Source organism: Streptomyces sp. MK37H, from assembly GCF_018035285.1.
Taxonomy (GTDB): domain Bacteria; phylum Actinomycetota; class Actinomycetes; order Streptomycetales; family Streptomycetaceae; genus Streptomyces; species Streptomyces endocoffeicus.
The window spans coordinates 1-12,904 of record NZ_JAAAYH010000263.1; the positions used below are offsets into that span (position 1 = coordinate 1).

15 protein-coding genes are annotated in these 12,904 nt (G+C 71.2%); 10 read left to right on the forward strand and 5 right to left on the reverse strand.

Going from position 1 to position 12,904, the window contains the following annotated elements; genetic code table 11:
* Positions 1-26 precede the first annotated feature (26 nt).
* From GWI24_RS29505 to GWI24_RS29530, 6 genes are read left to right on the forward strand one after another with little or no spacing between them, the layout of a single operon-like run.
* Positions 27-737, forward strand: a complete 711-nt coding sequence (locus GWI24_RS29505) for a GvpL/GvpF family gas vesicle protein (RefSeq protein ID WP_210948946.1) — start codon at positions 27-29, stop codon at positions 735-737.
* Between the two features lies 1 nt (position 738).
* Positions 739-999, forward strand: a complete 261-nt coding sequence (locus GWI24_RS29510; protein ID WP_210948933.1) for a gas vesicle protein GvpG — start codon at positions 739-741, stop codon at positions 997-999.
* A complete protein-coding gene (locus GWI24_RS29515) occupies positions 996-1,361 on the forward strand; it encodes a gas vesicle protein (protein ID WP_210948934.1) in 366 nt (121 codons plus the stop codon). The genes GWI24_RS29510 and GWI24_RS29515 overlap by 4 nt, the downstream gene beginning before the upstream one ends.
* Complete coding sequence (locus GWI24_RS29520) at positions 1,358-2,188, forward strand: GvpL/GvpF family gas vesicle protein (protein WP_210948935.1); 831 nt, start codon at positions 1,358-1,360, stop codon at positions 2,186-2,188. Before GWI24_RS29515 ends, GWI24_RS29520 begins: the two co-directional genes overlap by 4 nt.
* A 59-nt stretch (positions 2,189-2,247) precedes the next feature.
* A complete protein-coding gene (locus GWI24_RS29525; RefSeq protein WP_308344127.1) occupies positions 2,248-2,481 on the forward strand; it encodes a gas vesicle protein in 234 nt (77 codons plus the stop codon).
* On the forward strand, positions 2,478-2,762 hold the full coding sequence (locus GWI24_RS29530) for a gas vesicle protein K (RefSeq protein WP_210948937.1): 285 nt from the start codon (positions 2,478-2,480) through the stop codon (positions 2,760-2,762). Before GWI24_RS29525 ends, GWI24_RS29530 begins: the two co-directional genes overlap by 4 nt.
* 13 nt (positions 2,763-2,775) lie before the next feature.
* On the opposite strand, the gene GWI24_RS29535 is transcribed toward GWI24_RS29530, so the two are convergent.
* Positions 2,776-3,237, reverse strand: coding sequence for a MarR family winged helix-turn-helix transcriptional regulator (locus GWI24_RS29535; protein WP_210948938.1), 462 nt, complete (start codon positions 3,235-3,237; stop codon positions 2,776-2,778).
* A gap of 81 nt (positions 3,238-3,318) precedes the next feature.
* Between GWI24_RS29535 and GWI24_RS29540 the strand changes: the two genes are divergently transcribed.
* Both GWI24_RS29540 and GWI24_RS29545 read left to right on the forward strand, forming a co-directional pair.
* Entirely contained in the window at positions 3,319-3,690 is a 372-nt protein-coding gene (locus GWI24_RS29540; protein ID WP_210948939.1) for a VOC family protein, read from the forward strand.
* Positions 3,691-3,693: 3 nt separating this feature from the next.
* Positions 3,694-4,638, forward strand: coding sequence for a DNA-3-methyladenine glycosylase (locus tag GWI24_RS29545; protein WP_210948940.1), 945 nt, complete (start codon positions 3,694-3,696; stop codon positions 4,636-4,638).
* A gap of 66 nt (positions 4,639-4,704) precedes the next feature.
* Here GWI24_RS29545 and GWI24_RS29550 read toward each other — a convergent pair whose 3' ends face one another.
* On the reverse strand, positions 4,705-5,103 hold the full coding sequence (locus GWI24_RS29550; protein ID WP_210948941.1) for a VOC family protein: 399 nt from the start codon (positions 5,101-5,103) through the stop codon (positions 4,705-4,707).
* A 183-nt stretch (positions 5,104-5,286) separates the two neighbouring features.
* Here GWI24_RS29550 and GWI24_RS29555 point away from each other — a divergent pair, with 183 nt between their 5' ends.
* Positions 5,287-6,459: a PP2C family protein-serine/threonine phosphatase gene (locus GWI24_RS29555; protein WP_210948947.1), complete on the forward strand. Its 1,173-nt coding sequence runs from the start codon at positions 5,287-5,289 to the stop codon at positions 6,457-6,459.
* 48 nt (positions 6,460-6,507) lie between these two features.
* Here GWI24_RS29555 and GWI24_RS29560 read toward each other — a convergent pair whose 3' ends face one another.
* Positions 6,508-7,494: an aldo/keto reductase gene (locus tag GWI24_RS29560; protein ID WP_210948942.1), complete on the reverse strand. Its 987-nt coding sequence runs from the start codon at positions 7,492-7,494 to the stop codon at positions 6,508-6,510.
* A 452-nt stretch (positions 7,495-7,946) separates the two neighbouring features.
* Between GWI24_RS29560 and GWI24_RS29565 the strand changes: the two genes are divergently transcribed.
* Positions 7,947-8,954 (forward strand): zinc-binding dehydrogenase, encoded by a 1,008-nt coding sequence (locus GWI24_RS29565; protein WP_210948943.1) that lies wholly within the window; start codon positions 7,947-7,949, stop codon positions 8,952-8,954.
* A 140-nt stretch (positions 8,955-9,094) separates the two neighbouring features.
* Here the strand turns inward: GWI24_RS29565 and GWI24_RS29570 are convergent, their stop codons facing one another.
* Together GWI24_RS29570 and GWI24_RS29575 are read right to left on the reverse strand one after the other, a co-directional pair.
* On the reverse strand, positions 9,095-11,665 hold the full coding sequence (locus GWI24_RS29570) for an ABC transporter permease (protein ID WP_210948944.1): 2,571 nt from the start codon (positions 11,663-11,665) through the stop codon (positions 9,095-9,097).
* Positions 11,662-12,450, reverse strand: coding sequence for an ABC transporter ATP-binding protein (locus GWI24_RS29575; protein ID WP_210948945.1), 789 nt, complete (start codon positions 12,448-12,450; stop codon positions 11,662-11,664). Before GWI24_RS29575 ends, GWI24_RS29570 begins: the two co-directional genes overlap by 4 nt.
* Positions 12,451-12,904 lie beyond the last annotated feature (454 nt).

Below are 12,904 nucleotides of genomic sequence, written 5' to 3' on the forward strand. Positions count from 1 at the left end.
CCGCGCCCGCGCCCGCACCTCAGAGCGTGTACGTCTACGGCGTCGTCCGCGCCTCCCACACGGTGCCGCCCGGCCGCACCGGGGTGGGCGAGCGGCCCGCCCCGGTCCGTACCGTCCGGGCCGGAGCGCTGGCCGCGGTGATCAGCGACGCTCCGGCCCGGCTGCGCGCCAAGCGCCGTGACCTCCTCGCCCACCAGGACCTCGCCCTGACGCTGGGACGGGACGGGCCGGTGCTGCCGATGCGCTTCGGGATGGTCGCCCCCGACGAGGAGTCGGTGCGGCGGCAGCTGCTGTGCACACAGCACGACTGCCTGGCCGCGCTCGAACGCGTCGACGGGCGGGTCGAGATGAACCTCAAGGCGCTGCCCACCGAGGCCGACCTGGGTGCGCTGGTACGGGAGGACCCCGAGGTGAGCCGGTTGCGCACCGCCGCGCGCCGGGCCCCGGGGTACGAGGCCAGCGTGCGGCTCGGCGAGGCCGTGGCACGTGGGCTGAGGCGCAGGGCGGCGGCCGCCGCGGCCACGGTGCTCGCGGAGCTCTCGGCCGTAACGAACGCCACGGTGCACGGCCCGGAGGTCGAGGGGTGCGTACTCAACACCTCGTTCCTGCTGGACCGGCGCGAGCAGCGGCGGTTCGAGGGCGCCGTGGAACGGCTCGCGGCCGCCCACCGCGACCGGGTCGAACTGCGGCTCACCGGCCCGCTGCCCTGCTACAGCTTCACGGAAGGCCGGGCCTGACATGGGCGTACTGAGCCAGGTCGTCCTCTTCCCGCTGGCGCCGGTGCGCGGGGTGGTGTGGATCGCGGAGCGCGTGCGGGACATGGCGGAGGAGGAGATGTGCCATCCGTCGGTGCTGCGCGCCCGGCTCGCCGCACTGAACGAGGCCCTGGAGTCGGGGGCGATCGGCCCGGAGGAGTTCGACCGGGAGGAGGACCGGCTGCTGGATCTGCTGGAGCGCTCGGGCGGCGGGGGAGGAAGGGCGAGGGTGCGGACGCCATGACGGAACGCGACCTGGCCTACCCCCCGTCCGTGACCACCGAGCGGCACCCCTCCGACCTCGCCGAGATCCTGGAGCGGGTCCTGGACAAGGGCATCGTCATCGCCGGGGACATCAAGATCGACCTGCTGGACATCGAACTGCTCACCATCCGGCTGCGGTTGTTCATCTCTTCCGTGGATACCGCCCGCAAGGCCGGAATCGACTGGTGGGAAACCGACCCGGCGCTCTCGTCGCGCGCCGCGAAGGACGCCCTCGCCCAGGAGAACGCGGAACTGCGGAGGCGGCTCCACGCCCTGGAGTCACGGATCGGCTCGGAGGAGCTGAGCACGGTCGGCGCGGCGGAGGAGGAGAGGAGCCCATGACTGAGGCCCCCGCCCTCACCTACGCCTTCGCGGTCTGCCGAGGCGGCGGCCTCACCGCCCCCGCGGAACCGTTGGCGGAACTCCCCGGGCTCGGCACCGGCGCGCCCGTCCGCACGCTCGCGGCGGGCCCGCTCACCGCCGTGGTCCAGGACGTGCCCGCGGCCGGGTACGACGAGGCGGCGCTGCGGCGGCGGCTGTCCGACGGCGCCGAGCTGGAGCGCTGCGCCCGCGCCCACCACGCGGTGATCACGGCGGCGTCGGCCCTGGCCCCGACCGTTCCGCTGCCCCTGGCCACGGTCTATCTCGACGACGGCCGTGTCCGCGAGGCCCTGGGCGAGCGGGAGACGTCCTTCCTGACCGCCCTGGACCGGATCGCGGGCCGGGTCGAATGGGGCGTCAAGGTCTACGCCCCCGCGGGACCACCGCCCGCCCCGGAAACGGTCCCGGAAACCGCCCACGAAGCCGCCCCGACGGACGGCCCCGGCAACGGCCGCGCCTATCTGGACCGCGTCCGCGCCCGGCAGCGGAGCCGCGAACAGCACCACACCCTGGCGCTGCGGGCCGCCGAGCGGGTGGACGCCGCCGTCCGGAGCCTCGCCGTGGCCGCGCGACGGCTGCGCCCGCACGGCGTCGAGGTGACCGGGAAGCACCGTACCCATGTGCTGAACGCGGCCTACCTCCTCGACCTGGGCCGCGAGCGCGAACTGCGCGCCGCGCTCGCGTCGTTGCGCCGCGACGAGACGTACGTCCAGATCGAGCTCTCCGGGCCGTGGGCGCCCTACTCCTTCGCCGACGGGGGAATCGCCGACGGAGGGATGTCCCCATGACCAGGGCCGCCTGGGACGCCGCCCCGGCGAAAGCGGCATGGCAAGCCGCCCCCGCCGACATCGCCCGCAAAGAGGCCCCCGCGTGGGGAACCACCCCCGCCGAGGCCCTCGGACCGCTCGGCGTCCCCCTCGTGGACCTCCTCGACCGGGTGCTCGCCACCGGCATCGTCGTCACCGGCGACCTGGTCATCGCGATCGCCGAGGTCCCCCTCGTCCGCCTCTCCCTGCACGCCCTCCTCTCCTCGGTCAACGAACGGGTGCAGGCCCCGTGGACCGACAGCGGCCCGCTATGAGCCCGCCCCCCACCCACCTCGACATCGACCGCGACTCGGTCGGCCGCGACCTGGTGGCCCTCGTGCTGACGGTCGTCGAACTCCTCCGCCAGCTGATGGAGCGCCAGGCCGTCCGCCGCATCGACGCGGGAGGTCTCACCGACGGTCAGATCGAGCGCATCGGCACCACGCTGATGCTGCTCGACCAGCGCATGGCGGAGCTGTGCGACCAGCACGGACTGACGCCGGAGGACCTCAACCTGGACCTCGGCCCGCTGGGCACCCTGCTCCCCCGCGACTGAGGCAGGGGGCAGGTCAGCCGCCGAGGGCTTCCGCCATGCGGTCGAGGTCGGCGAGGAGGGCGGCCAGGCGCCGTTGCGGGAAGGCCTCGACCATCGTCCGTTCGATGGCGTAGACGGCGGACCGGGCCGCGTCGAGCCGTTCGCGGCCGCGCTCGGTGAGGTGGGCCGGGAGGGCGCGGCCGTGGTCGGCGGTGGCGGGCCGGGAGATCAGGTCCGCGTCCTGGAGGCCGCGCAGGACGACGTTCATGGATTGCCGGGTGACGAACGTGCCGCGGGCGAGTTCGGCGTTGGACAGGCCGGGCCGCTGGTCGAGGAGTTCCAGGCAGGCGTACTGCGGCACCGTCAGGCCGTGTTCACGCAGCGCCTTGTCCATGGCGCCGCGCAGCGCCGCGGCGGCGCGCTTGAGGCGGTATCCCACATGTTCGGTGACGTCGTGAGCGGGGTGCGGCGGGGCCACGGGAGTCCGGTCTTCCATGTCAGGATTTTGACATGGGGAGAGGGTGTGCGTACAGTCCTGGGATGTCAAAGTCCTGACATCAACAACTGGGGAGGACCCATGACCGCGACCCTTGACGGCCCCGACTTCATCGCCCTGCAGGTACGCGATGTCGAGGCGGCGGCCGCCTTCTGCGAAAAGCACCTCGGACTGCGGCGGGCACCGGCCTCGCCTCCCGGTGCCGTGGTGTTCACCACCCAGCCGATCCCGTTCGCCGTCCGCGAGCCGCTGCCGGGCGTGGAGCTCGACGACGTCGCACGGCCCGGTCTCGGCGTGGCCCTGTGGTTCCGCACCACGGACGCCCAGGCGCTGCACGACCAGCTCGCCGACGCCGGGGTGCCGATCGTCAGCCCGCCCCAGGACAGCCCCTTCGGCCGCACGTTCACCTTCATCGGCCCCGAGGGCTACGCCCTCACGGCGCACGGAGGCTGACCCGTGACCGCCGTCTCCCTCACCCCGTCCGGTCCCTTCTCGCTCGCGGCGAGCGTGCGCTTCCTGGGGGGCTTCACCCCGGCGGACTACGAGGACACGGCGGACGGGGTGCTCCGCTTGGCCTTCCCCGCCGACGACGGCCGCTCCACGGTGGCCGTCGCGGTGCGGCAGGAGGAGACGGCGGAGGGAGGAGCGGGCAGGGTCCGGGCCGAGTTCACCGCGTATCCCGACACCCCGACAGACCCCGTGTCCGCCGGGACCGGCCCCGGGGCCGCCCGAGCCCAGCTCGCCCGCATCCTCTCGCTCGACGTCGACGGAAGCGGTTTCCCCGACCTCGCCGCCGCCGACCCCGTGGTGGCCGGGCTCATGGCGGACTTTCCGGGCCTTCGGCCGGTGTGCTTCCACTCGCCCTACGAAGCCGCCGCGTGGGCGGTCATCGGCCATCGCATCCGCATGAACCAGGCCGCCGCCATCAAGGCCCGCCTCGCCGAGCGGCTCGGACGGCGCGTCCAGGTCGCGGGCCGGACCCTGCATGCCTTCCCCACCCCGCCCATCCTGCGCGGGATCAACCGGGTCCCCGGCCTGACCGAGGTGAAGATCGAGCGGCTGCACGCGCTGGCCGAGGCCGCCGACGCCGGTGAACTCGACGCCGCACGGCTGCGCGCGATGCCGGTGGACGACGCCCTCGCGGCGCTGCGCACCCTCCCCGGCATCGGCCCGTTCTCCGCCGAGCTCATCCTCATCCGTGGCGCCGGGCACCCCGACGTCTTCCCACGCCACGAACCACGACTGCGCGCGGCCGTCGCCACCGCGTACGACCTCGGCGAGACCGCCTCCGGCGACATCCGCCGACTGGCCGGGATCGCCGACCGCTGGAAGCCCTACCGCAGCTGGATCGCGCTCCTGCTGCGCGCCCGCGCCGAGCGCATCGGCCGCCACGCGTCGTAGCCGCGCGGAAGAGCCGGTCCGCCCCCGTCGCGGACCGGCTCATCACCGGCTCCCGGCCGGGTGCGGTCAGCCGTTCTCGACGACCATCAACGCGTTGCCGTCCACATCCCGGAAGCTGAACATCGGCGGCACCGGGGCGCCCCAGCGCTGGACCTCCGGGTCGGTGTCGACGCCGCGCGAGCGCAGCGCCGCATGATCGGCGTCGATGTCCTCGGAGGTGAGGATGATGCCGGTCTCGTAGCCCGGCCCCTGGCCACCCTCGCGCGGCAGGACGAGCGCGATCCCGGTCGGGGCGCCCGCCGGGGCCACCTCGATCCAGCGGTGGCCGTCGCCGAAGGGGATGTCAGCACGCTTCTCGAAGCCGAGCGTGCCCACGTAGAAATCCAGCGCCCGGTCCTGATCGGCGACGGTGACGGCTACCCGGCCCACCTCGGTGAAACGGGTGCCTTTCGCGGTCTCGGTCATGGTGATCTCCCTTGGGGTGTCGCGTTCACCTCCTGAGACCCCGGGGCACCCGGAAACTCATCGGTCCCCCCTCGTCGCACAGGTTTAGGCTGATGGGGAGGGGTGGTGCACGAAGGGAGCCGGCTTGTGAGTGGGCCCAGTGAACTCCCCCGCCTGCTGACAGCGGCGGAGAAGGCGGCACCGGTGGAGTCCGTCGATGTGGTCGCCGAGGACCTGCGGCGGCGCTTCAACGCCACGCAGGTCTCTTTCCTCATCCTGGATCTGACCGGGAAGGCGATAGCACGCCTGTCCATCGCCTCCACCGAGGGAGCCGGACGGGCCGCGGAGCGGATCGAACTGTTCGGCAGCGTCTACGAACGGGTGATACGCACCCAGCGCCTGTACCAGGAGGCGACCGGCCAGGGACAGCGAGTGATCGCCCCGGTCACCAACCGTGGGGACGCGATCGGCCTGCTCGAGGTGCTACTGCCGGCCGAGCCCGGCGAAGACATCCTCGACGCGGTCGGCGAAGCCGCCCACGTCCTGGCCTATATCGTGATCGCCAACCAACGCTTCACCGATCTCTACACCTGGGGCAAACGCTCCAGACCCCCCACCCTGCCGGCGGAGATCCAATACCAGCTGCTGCCGTCGTCGCTGTCGTGTGAGGCCGCCCAGTTCGCCCTGTGCGGGAGTCTGGAACCCTCGGAAACGATCAGCGGGGACACCTTCGACTACACCCTGGACCGGGACACCCTGCACCTGTCGGTGACCGACCCCATGGGCCACGACATCAACTCCGCGCTGACGGCCACCGTCCTCATGGGCGCCCTGCGCGGCGCCCGCCGCGCCGGAGCCGACCTGATCGACCAGGCCCGGCGGGCCCACCGGGCCTTGGCCGACAATGGCCGCGGCCACGCCACCGGGCAGCTGCTGCGCGTCTACCTCCACACCGGGCGGACAGAACTCGTCAATGCCGGCCACCCGTTGCCGCTGCGCATACGCGAGGGAACCGTGGCGGAAATCCCCTGCGAGGCGGACCCGCCCTTCGGAGTGCCCGCGCCCGCGGCCCACTCCTACCACGTTCAGGACATCGATCTACGCCCCGGCGATCGTTTGATCATGCTCACCGACGGCATGCTCGAACGCGACGCTCAGAAGGTGGATCTGGCCGCCCTGCTGAAGAGCACCCGGCACCTGCACCCGCGGGAGACCGTGCTGATGCTGACCACCGCGGTCCTGGACGCCGCGGACGGCAAGCTGGAAGACGACGCCACCGTGTTGTGCCTGGACTGGCACGGCCCCCAGGAGACCCACCGGCAGGTCAGCTCCGGCGCGGACGCCCGCCAGGCCTCCCCCGCCCGCGGGAAGCAGTAGCGGGCGGGGAGCAGGCGGCGCCGGACACGGTGATCACCGCCGTGCGGATCAGCGGTTGACGAAGGTGAGGCTCTTCTCGTCGTAGCGGGTGCCGGCGACCTGGTCGGCCGGGGCGGCGGCGTCGATCGCGGCCAGCTCTTCGGGAGACAGCTCCAGGGTGGCGGCGGTCAGGTTCTCCTCCAGGTACTTCTGGCGCCGGGTGCCCGGGATGGGAACCACGTCGTCGCCGCGGTGCTGCACCCAGGCGAGGGCGAGCCGGCCGGCGGTGACGCCCTTCGCGGCGGCCAGCTCGTTCAGCTTCTCCACGATGGCCAGGTTCTTCTCGAGGTTGCCGTCCGCGAACCGGGGCTGGGTGCGGCGTACGTCGCTCTCCGGCAGGCCGTCGGTCGAGGTGTAGCGGCCGGTGAGGAAGCCACGGCCGAGCGGGGAGAAGGGGACGAGGCCGATGCCGAGCTCGCGGCAGACCGGGACGATCTCGTGCTCCAGGTCCCGGGTCCACAGCGACCATTCGCTCTGCAGGGCCGCGATGGGGTGCACCGCGTGGGCCCGGCGGACGGTCTCCGCGCTCGCCTCGGACAGGCCGAGGTGGCGCACCTTGCCCGCCTGGACCAGCTCGGCCATCGCGCCGACGGTCTCCTCGATGGGGACCTCGGGGTCGACCCGGTGCTGGTAGTAGAGGTCGATGTGATCGACGCCGAGCCGCCGCAGCGAGGCGTCGCACGCCTGACGGACGTACGCGGCGTCGCCCCGGATCGCGGTCGGCTCCCCCAGCCGGTTGGCGAAGCCGAACTTGGTGGCCAGGACCGCCTGGTCCCGGCGTCCGGCCAGGGCCCGGCCGATCAGTTCCTCGTTGTGCCCGGCCCCGTAGAAGTCGGAGGTGTCCAGCAGCGTGACGCCGAGGTCGAGGGCGCGGTGGAGGGTGGCGATCGACTGGGCGTCGTCCGAGGCGCCGTAGCCGTGGCTCATCCCCATGCAGCCCAGGCCCTGGGCCGCGACGGTCAGCGCGCCCAGGCGACGGGTGGGCAGTTCGGACATCGGGTACCTCCCTGGTGGTCGTGACGATCACGCTAGGAGTTGGAGCGCACTCGAAGTCAAACGCCAGGCGGCCCAGCCTTGATGACGGCTTCATCCCCCCGTTGATTCGGCTACGCACGGCCGGGCCATCGTGGCCTACTCGACAGCCAACCGTGCCAGCGCTGCCCGGAGCCGTCGTTCATGGGTCCAGTTCTCACTCAGGGACTACCTGACCTGGGATGACGTCTCGGCGGGCCGTGCCTACAGGTCGGTGTCCCCTACCCCCGTCATCACCCGATCGGCCCAATCGGCTGTGCTGCTGTTTGCCCACTGTGCGAGCGTGACCAGGGGCTGCTGCGTGGGAGCCGGCCAGTGAGGCAGCCGGATCGCGCACTCAGCGGAAAGCACCCGCTGCTCCGGGACGTCGGCGGCCCGGCCAAGCCCCGCACATTCCAGGGCGCTGAAGGAGGATCATGAACCGTCGTGTCGTCCACACCCGCGGCGGATCACCCGCCGAGGTCCTGACCGTCATCGAGGAACCGGACCCGGCGACGCCCGAGCACGGCCAGGTCCTTATCCGCGCCTCGGTCTTCACGGTGCACCCCGGTGATCTCCAGACCATCGAGGCATACCCAGGGAATGCCGCACAGCCGGTCCCAGCCGGGACGGAGGTCACCGGCGTGGTGGAGGCGATCGGCCCGGGAACGCGCGTGGCGCCGGGGGTCGAGGTCGGCGGCCGGGTAACGGTCTTCCCCCAACCGGGGGCGTGGGCGCAGTGGATCGTGGCGGACGCCGATTTGGTCGCCGCCGTACCGGACGAGTTGTCGGACGAGGTCGCCGCGCAGATGCTGGCGAACCCGCTCACCGCGGTGATGCTACGCCGGGAGGCGCAGGAGCACCTGGCCTTCGGATACGACGGTTGCCTGGTGCAGACCGCTGCGGGCTCATCGGTCGGGCGGCTGGTGACGGGTGTCTCACAGTTCCACAACTTCCCCCTCGTCAACGTCGTCCGCAGCGAGCGCGGTGCCGCCGAGCTGCGCAAGCGGTTCCCGGACGTGCCTGTCGTGTCGACAGAGCATCCGGGCTGGGCCGACGAGGTCCGCACGGCAGCGGGCGGCCGTCCGGTGAGTGTGGCGTTGGACCCCATCGGCGGGAAGCTGGCGGAGAGCCTTCTGGACCTGCTGTCACCGGGCGGGAAGCTGGTCAGTTACGGACTGATCGCCAAGGAGCCGATCTCGGTGCACGCATCGACGCTGCTGAGCAAGTCGCTGACCATGCGCGGCAAGAACGTCGGCCTGTGGCCGGCCGAAGCCTCCGCCGAGAGGCGGCAATCCGACGTCGCCACCGCGAAGCAGATCGCACTGGCCCTCAGGGACCAGTTCGACGTGGCCGCTACGTACGGCCTCGCCGAGCTGGCCAATGCCGTGGAACACGCGGTGCGGCCCGGCAAGGTCGGCCTCGTCCTCGTCCGTCCCTGGTAGCTGCTGCTACTACCGGGGAACGGCCCGGAACACACCGCCGGCCCGGTGCGCTCCCCCGTCGCACACCGGGCCGGTCGGCCGGCCTTCTGCCCCTCCCCCCATGGAGGGGCAGCGGGCCTCATTTCCCCCGTTGGCTTCGGCTACTCCGTGGCGATCGCGTTCAGCACATTCATCCGGGCCGCCCGGAAGGCCGGGACCAGGGCCGCGATCAGGCCCACCACGGCCGAACCGATGAAGACCGTGATGATCGTCGGCCACGGGATCTCCAGGGTCTTCAGACCCTCGAGGGCCAGCAGCTTCTGGGCCGTGGTGCCCCAGCCCATGCCGAGCCCGAGGCCCAGCAGGGCGCCGAAGAGGGCGATGACCACGGACTCCAGGCGGATCATGCGGCGCATCTGGCGGCGGGAGACGCCGATGGCGCGCATCAGGCCGATCTCGCGGGTCCGCTCGACGACCGAGAGGGCCAGGGTGTTCACCACACCGAGGACGGCGACGATGATCGCGAGCGCCAGCAGGCCGTAGACCAGGTTGAGCAGCTGACCGACCTGGTCCTTGACCTCCTTCTTGTAGTCGGTCTGGTCGCGCACCTGCACCGACGGGTAGTGGTGCAGCTGGGACTTGAGGGAGGCGTATGCCTGCTTCTCCTGGCCGTCCCTGGCCTGCGCCAGCATCATGACGTCCGCCGGGATCAGCTTGGCGGGGACGTAACGCTCGACGGTGGCGATGTTGAGGTACATCGCGCCCTTGTCGAGGCTGACGTCGTCCGAGGTGATCGCGGCGACGGTCAGCTTGGCGGTGCGGCCCTCCTTGAAGGCGACGGTGAGGGTGTCGCCCTTCTTCACCTTGTGGTCCTTGGCGAAGCCCTCCGGCACCGACATGGCGTCCTTGCCGTACGCGGCGGACAGGTCGCCCTCGACGACCGGGGTGCGCAGGTCCTCGGCGTACGTCGGGCTGGCGGCCGAGAGGTCCTTGGTGACCGTCTTGCCGTCGGGCAGGGTGAGCTTGGTGCCCTCGATGTCCTTGGCCTCGCTGATGTGCTTCAGGCCCTTGGCCTGGCGCACCGCGTCCGCGATGCCCTTGGTGATCGGCTGACCGGTGTCGGACTGGACGATGAAGTCCGCGCCCACCGACTTGTCCAGCTCGTCGGTGGCCGAGGCCACCATCGAGGAGCCCACCACCGACAGACAGGCGACCAGCGCCAGGCCGATCATCAGGGCCGCGCCGGTGGCGCCGGTGCGCCGCGGGTTGCGCAGCGCGTTGCGCTCGGCCAGCCGGCCGACCGGGCCGAAGATCCGCAGCACGACGGTGGCCAGTACGCGGACCACCAGACCGGCCAGCAGCGGGCCGATGACGATGAAGCCGATGAGCGTCAGCACCACGCCGAGGCCCAGGAACATCGAGCCGTCGACCGCCTTGTCCGCGTTCCCCGCGACCACCAGGGAGGCCGCGCCGCCCGCGGTGAGCAGGGTGCCGATCGCGCCGCGGATCCATCCGGCCTTGCTGTCCGCCGGGGTGCCCGCGTCGCGCAGGGCCGCCATCGGGGAGATCTTCCCGGCCCGGCGGGCGGGGATGTACGCCGCGATGACGGTGACGACGACGCCGATGCCGACGCCCACGATGGGCGTGGTGGCCTTCACCGTCAGCTGGTCGGTGCTCAGGTGGAGCCCCGCGCTGCCCATGATCTTCATCAGGCCGACCGCGAGGCCGACGCCGCCGAGGACACCGAGGATCGAGCCGACGACGCCGAGCAGCAACGCCTCGATCAGCACCGACCGGTTGATCTGCTTCCGGCTGGAGCCGATGGCCCGCATCAGGCCGATCTCACGGGTGCGCTGGGCGACCAGCATCGAGAAGGTGTTGACGATCAGGAAGATGCCGACCAGGACGGCGATCCCGGCGAAGCCGAGCATCGCGTACTTCATCACGTCCAGGAACGAGCCGATGTCGTCCTCGGCCTCCTTGCTGGACTCGGCCTTCGTCTGCACCTTGACCCCGGTGCCGAGGTCGGCGACGACGTTCTTCTTCAGCTGGTCGTGGCTGACGCCCGCCTGGGCGGTGAGCGAGTAGCTGGAGTAGACCCCGGGAGCGCCGAGCAGCTTGCGCTGCGCGGTGTCGGTGTCCATGTAGATCAGCGTGGCGCCGGGGTTGGTCACCTGGAACGTGGCAATGCCGACGATCTTCGCGCGGAACTCGCCCGGGATGGCGATGATCCGCACCTCGTCGCCGAGGGTCAGCTTCTTGTTCTTGGCGGTGTCGGCGTCGACCATCACCTCGGTCGGGCCGCGCGGCGCGTGGCCGGAGGTGATCTCGACCGAGCGCTTCTCGGTCGGGTCCCAGTTGGTGCCGACGGTCGGGGCGCCGGTGTCCGAGCCGATGCTGTTGTCGTTGCGGTCGGCGGCGGTGACCGACTGGCTGGTGGCGTCGCCGAGCACCGACTTGACGCCGTCCACCTGCTTCAGCCGCGCCAGCTCCGAACCGGGCAGGGTACGGATCCGGCCCTGCCGGGTGTCCTTGTCGCTGACGCCCTTGGGGCTGACCGTGACATCGGAGGCGGTGCTCGCGAAGAGCTTGTCGAACGTGGCGTTGGTGGTGTCGGTGAAGACGAGCGTGCCGCAGACGAAGGCCACCGAGAGCAGCACGGCGATCGCGGACAGCGCCATCCGCCCCTTGTGGGCGACGAAGTTGCGCAGTGAGGTCTTGAGGACGGTCATGACACCCGTCCTCGCGCGTCGAAGTGCTTCATGCGCTCAAGGACCAGATCGGCCGTCGGGTTGTGCATCTCGTCGACGATCCGGCCGTCGGCCAGGTACAGCACCCGGTTGGCGTAGGAGGCGGCGACCGGGTCATGGGTGACCATCACGATGGTCTGGCCCAGCTCGTCCACCGACCGCTTGAGGAAGCCCAGCACCTCGGCACCGGCCCGCGAGTCCAGGTTTCCGGTCGGCTCGTCACCGAAGATGATCTCGGGGCGGGCGGCGAGGGCGCGGGCCACGGCGACGCGCTGCTGCTGACCGCCGGAGAGCTGGTTCGGGCGGTGCTTGAGCCGGCCGGCCAGACCCACGGTCTCCACCACCCGGTCCATCCAGGCCCGGTCGGGCTTGCGGCCCGCGATGTCCATCGGCAGCGTGATGTTCTCGATCGCGCTGAGCGTCGGCAATAGGTTGAACGCCTGGAAGATGAAGCCGATCCGGTCCCGGCGCAGCCTGGTGAGCTTCTTGTCCTTCAGCTTGGTGATCTCGGTCTCGTCGATGAAGATCTGCCCGGAGCTGACGGTGTCCAGACCGGCCAGGCAGTGCATCAGGGTCGACTTGCCGGAGCCGGACGGGCCCATGATCGCGGTGTACTGCCCCCGCGCGATGTCCACGTCCACATGGTCCAGCGCGACCACCCGGGTCTCCCCGGAGCCGTATGCCTTGACCACCTGACGTGCGCGGGCGGCGACGGCCGTATGTCCTCCGCTGCCCCCGGTCCTGGGAATCGATACAGCCGTTGTCACGGTCTTTCTCCTTCGGTGTCCGATCGGTGATCTCTGTTCCCCGATCGCCGCATCAAGACTGCCGCGATCCGGGAACCTCCGCGATGGGGAATGACTCCCTCTTAGCGGTAGGGCTAGCCCCACCCCTTAAGTCGCGCAGCCCGTAGCAACCTTATGAAGTGGGGGCGACAGGCTCCTCATCCGCCCGGACGAACCGGGAGTAGGAGTACAGGGTGGGCATCCCCTAGGGGAGTGAGCCCTGGGTCTGACCCCGGGCTCGGGGTCGATGCTGCACCCTCCCGCCACGTCAGGCTCAAACCGGGCCGTCTGGACAGCCCGGATGCGTTCTTCCGCCAGCCTGCCCCGGCATGGAATCGTGGGTCGTACAAGAATCGTGCGTACGCGAGTCCGTCGTACGAACAACAGGGACACGTGCCGGCGCGGACCGGCGAAGGGAGCGCGCCACCGTGGGCGG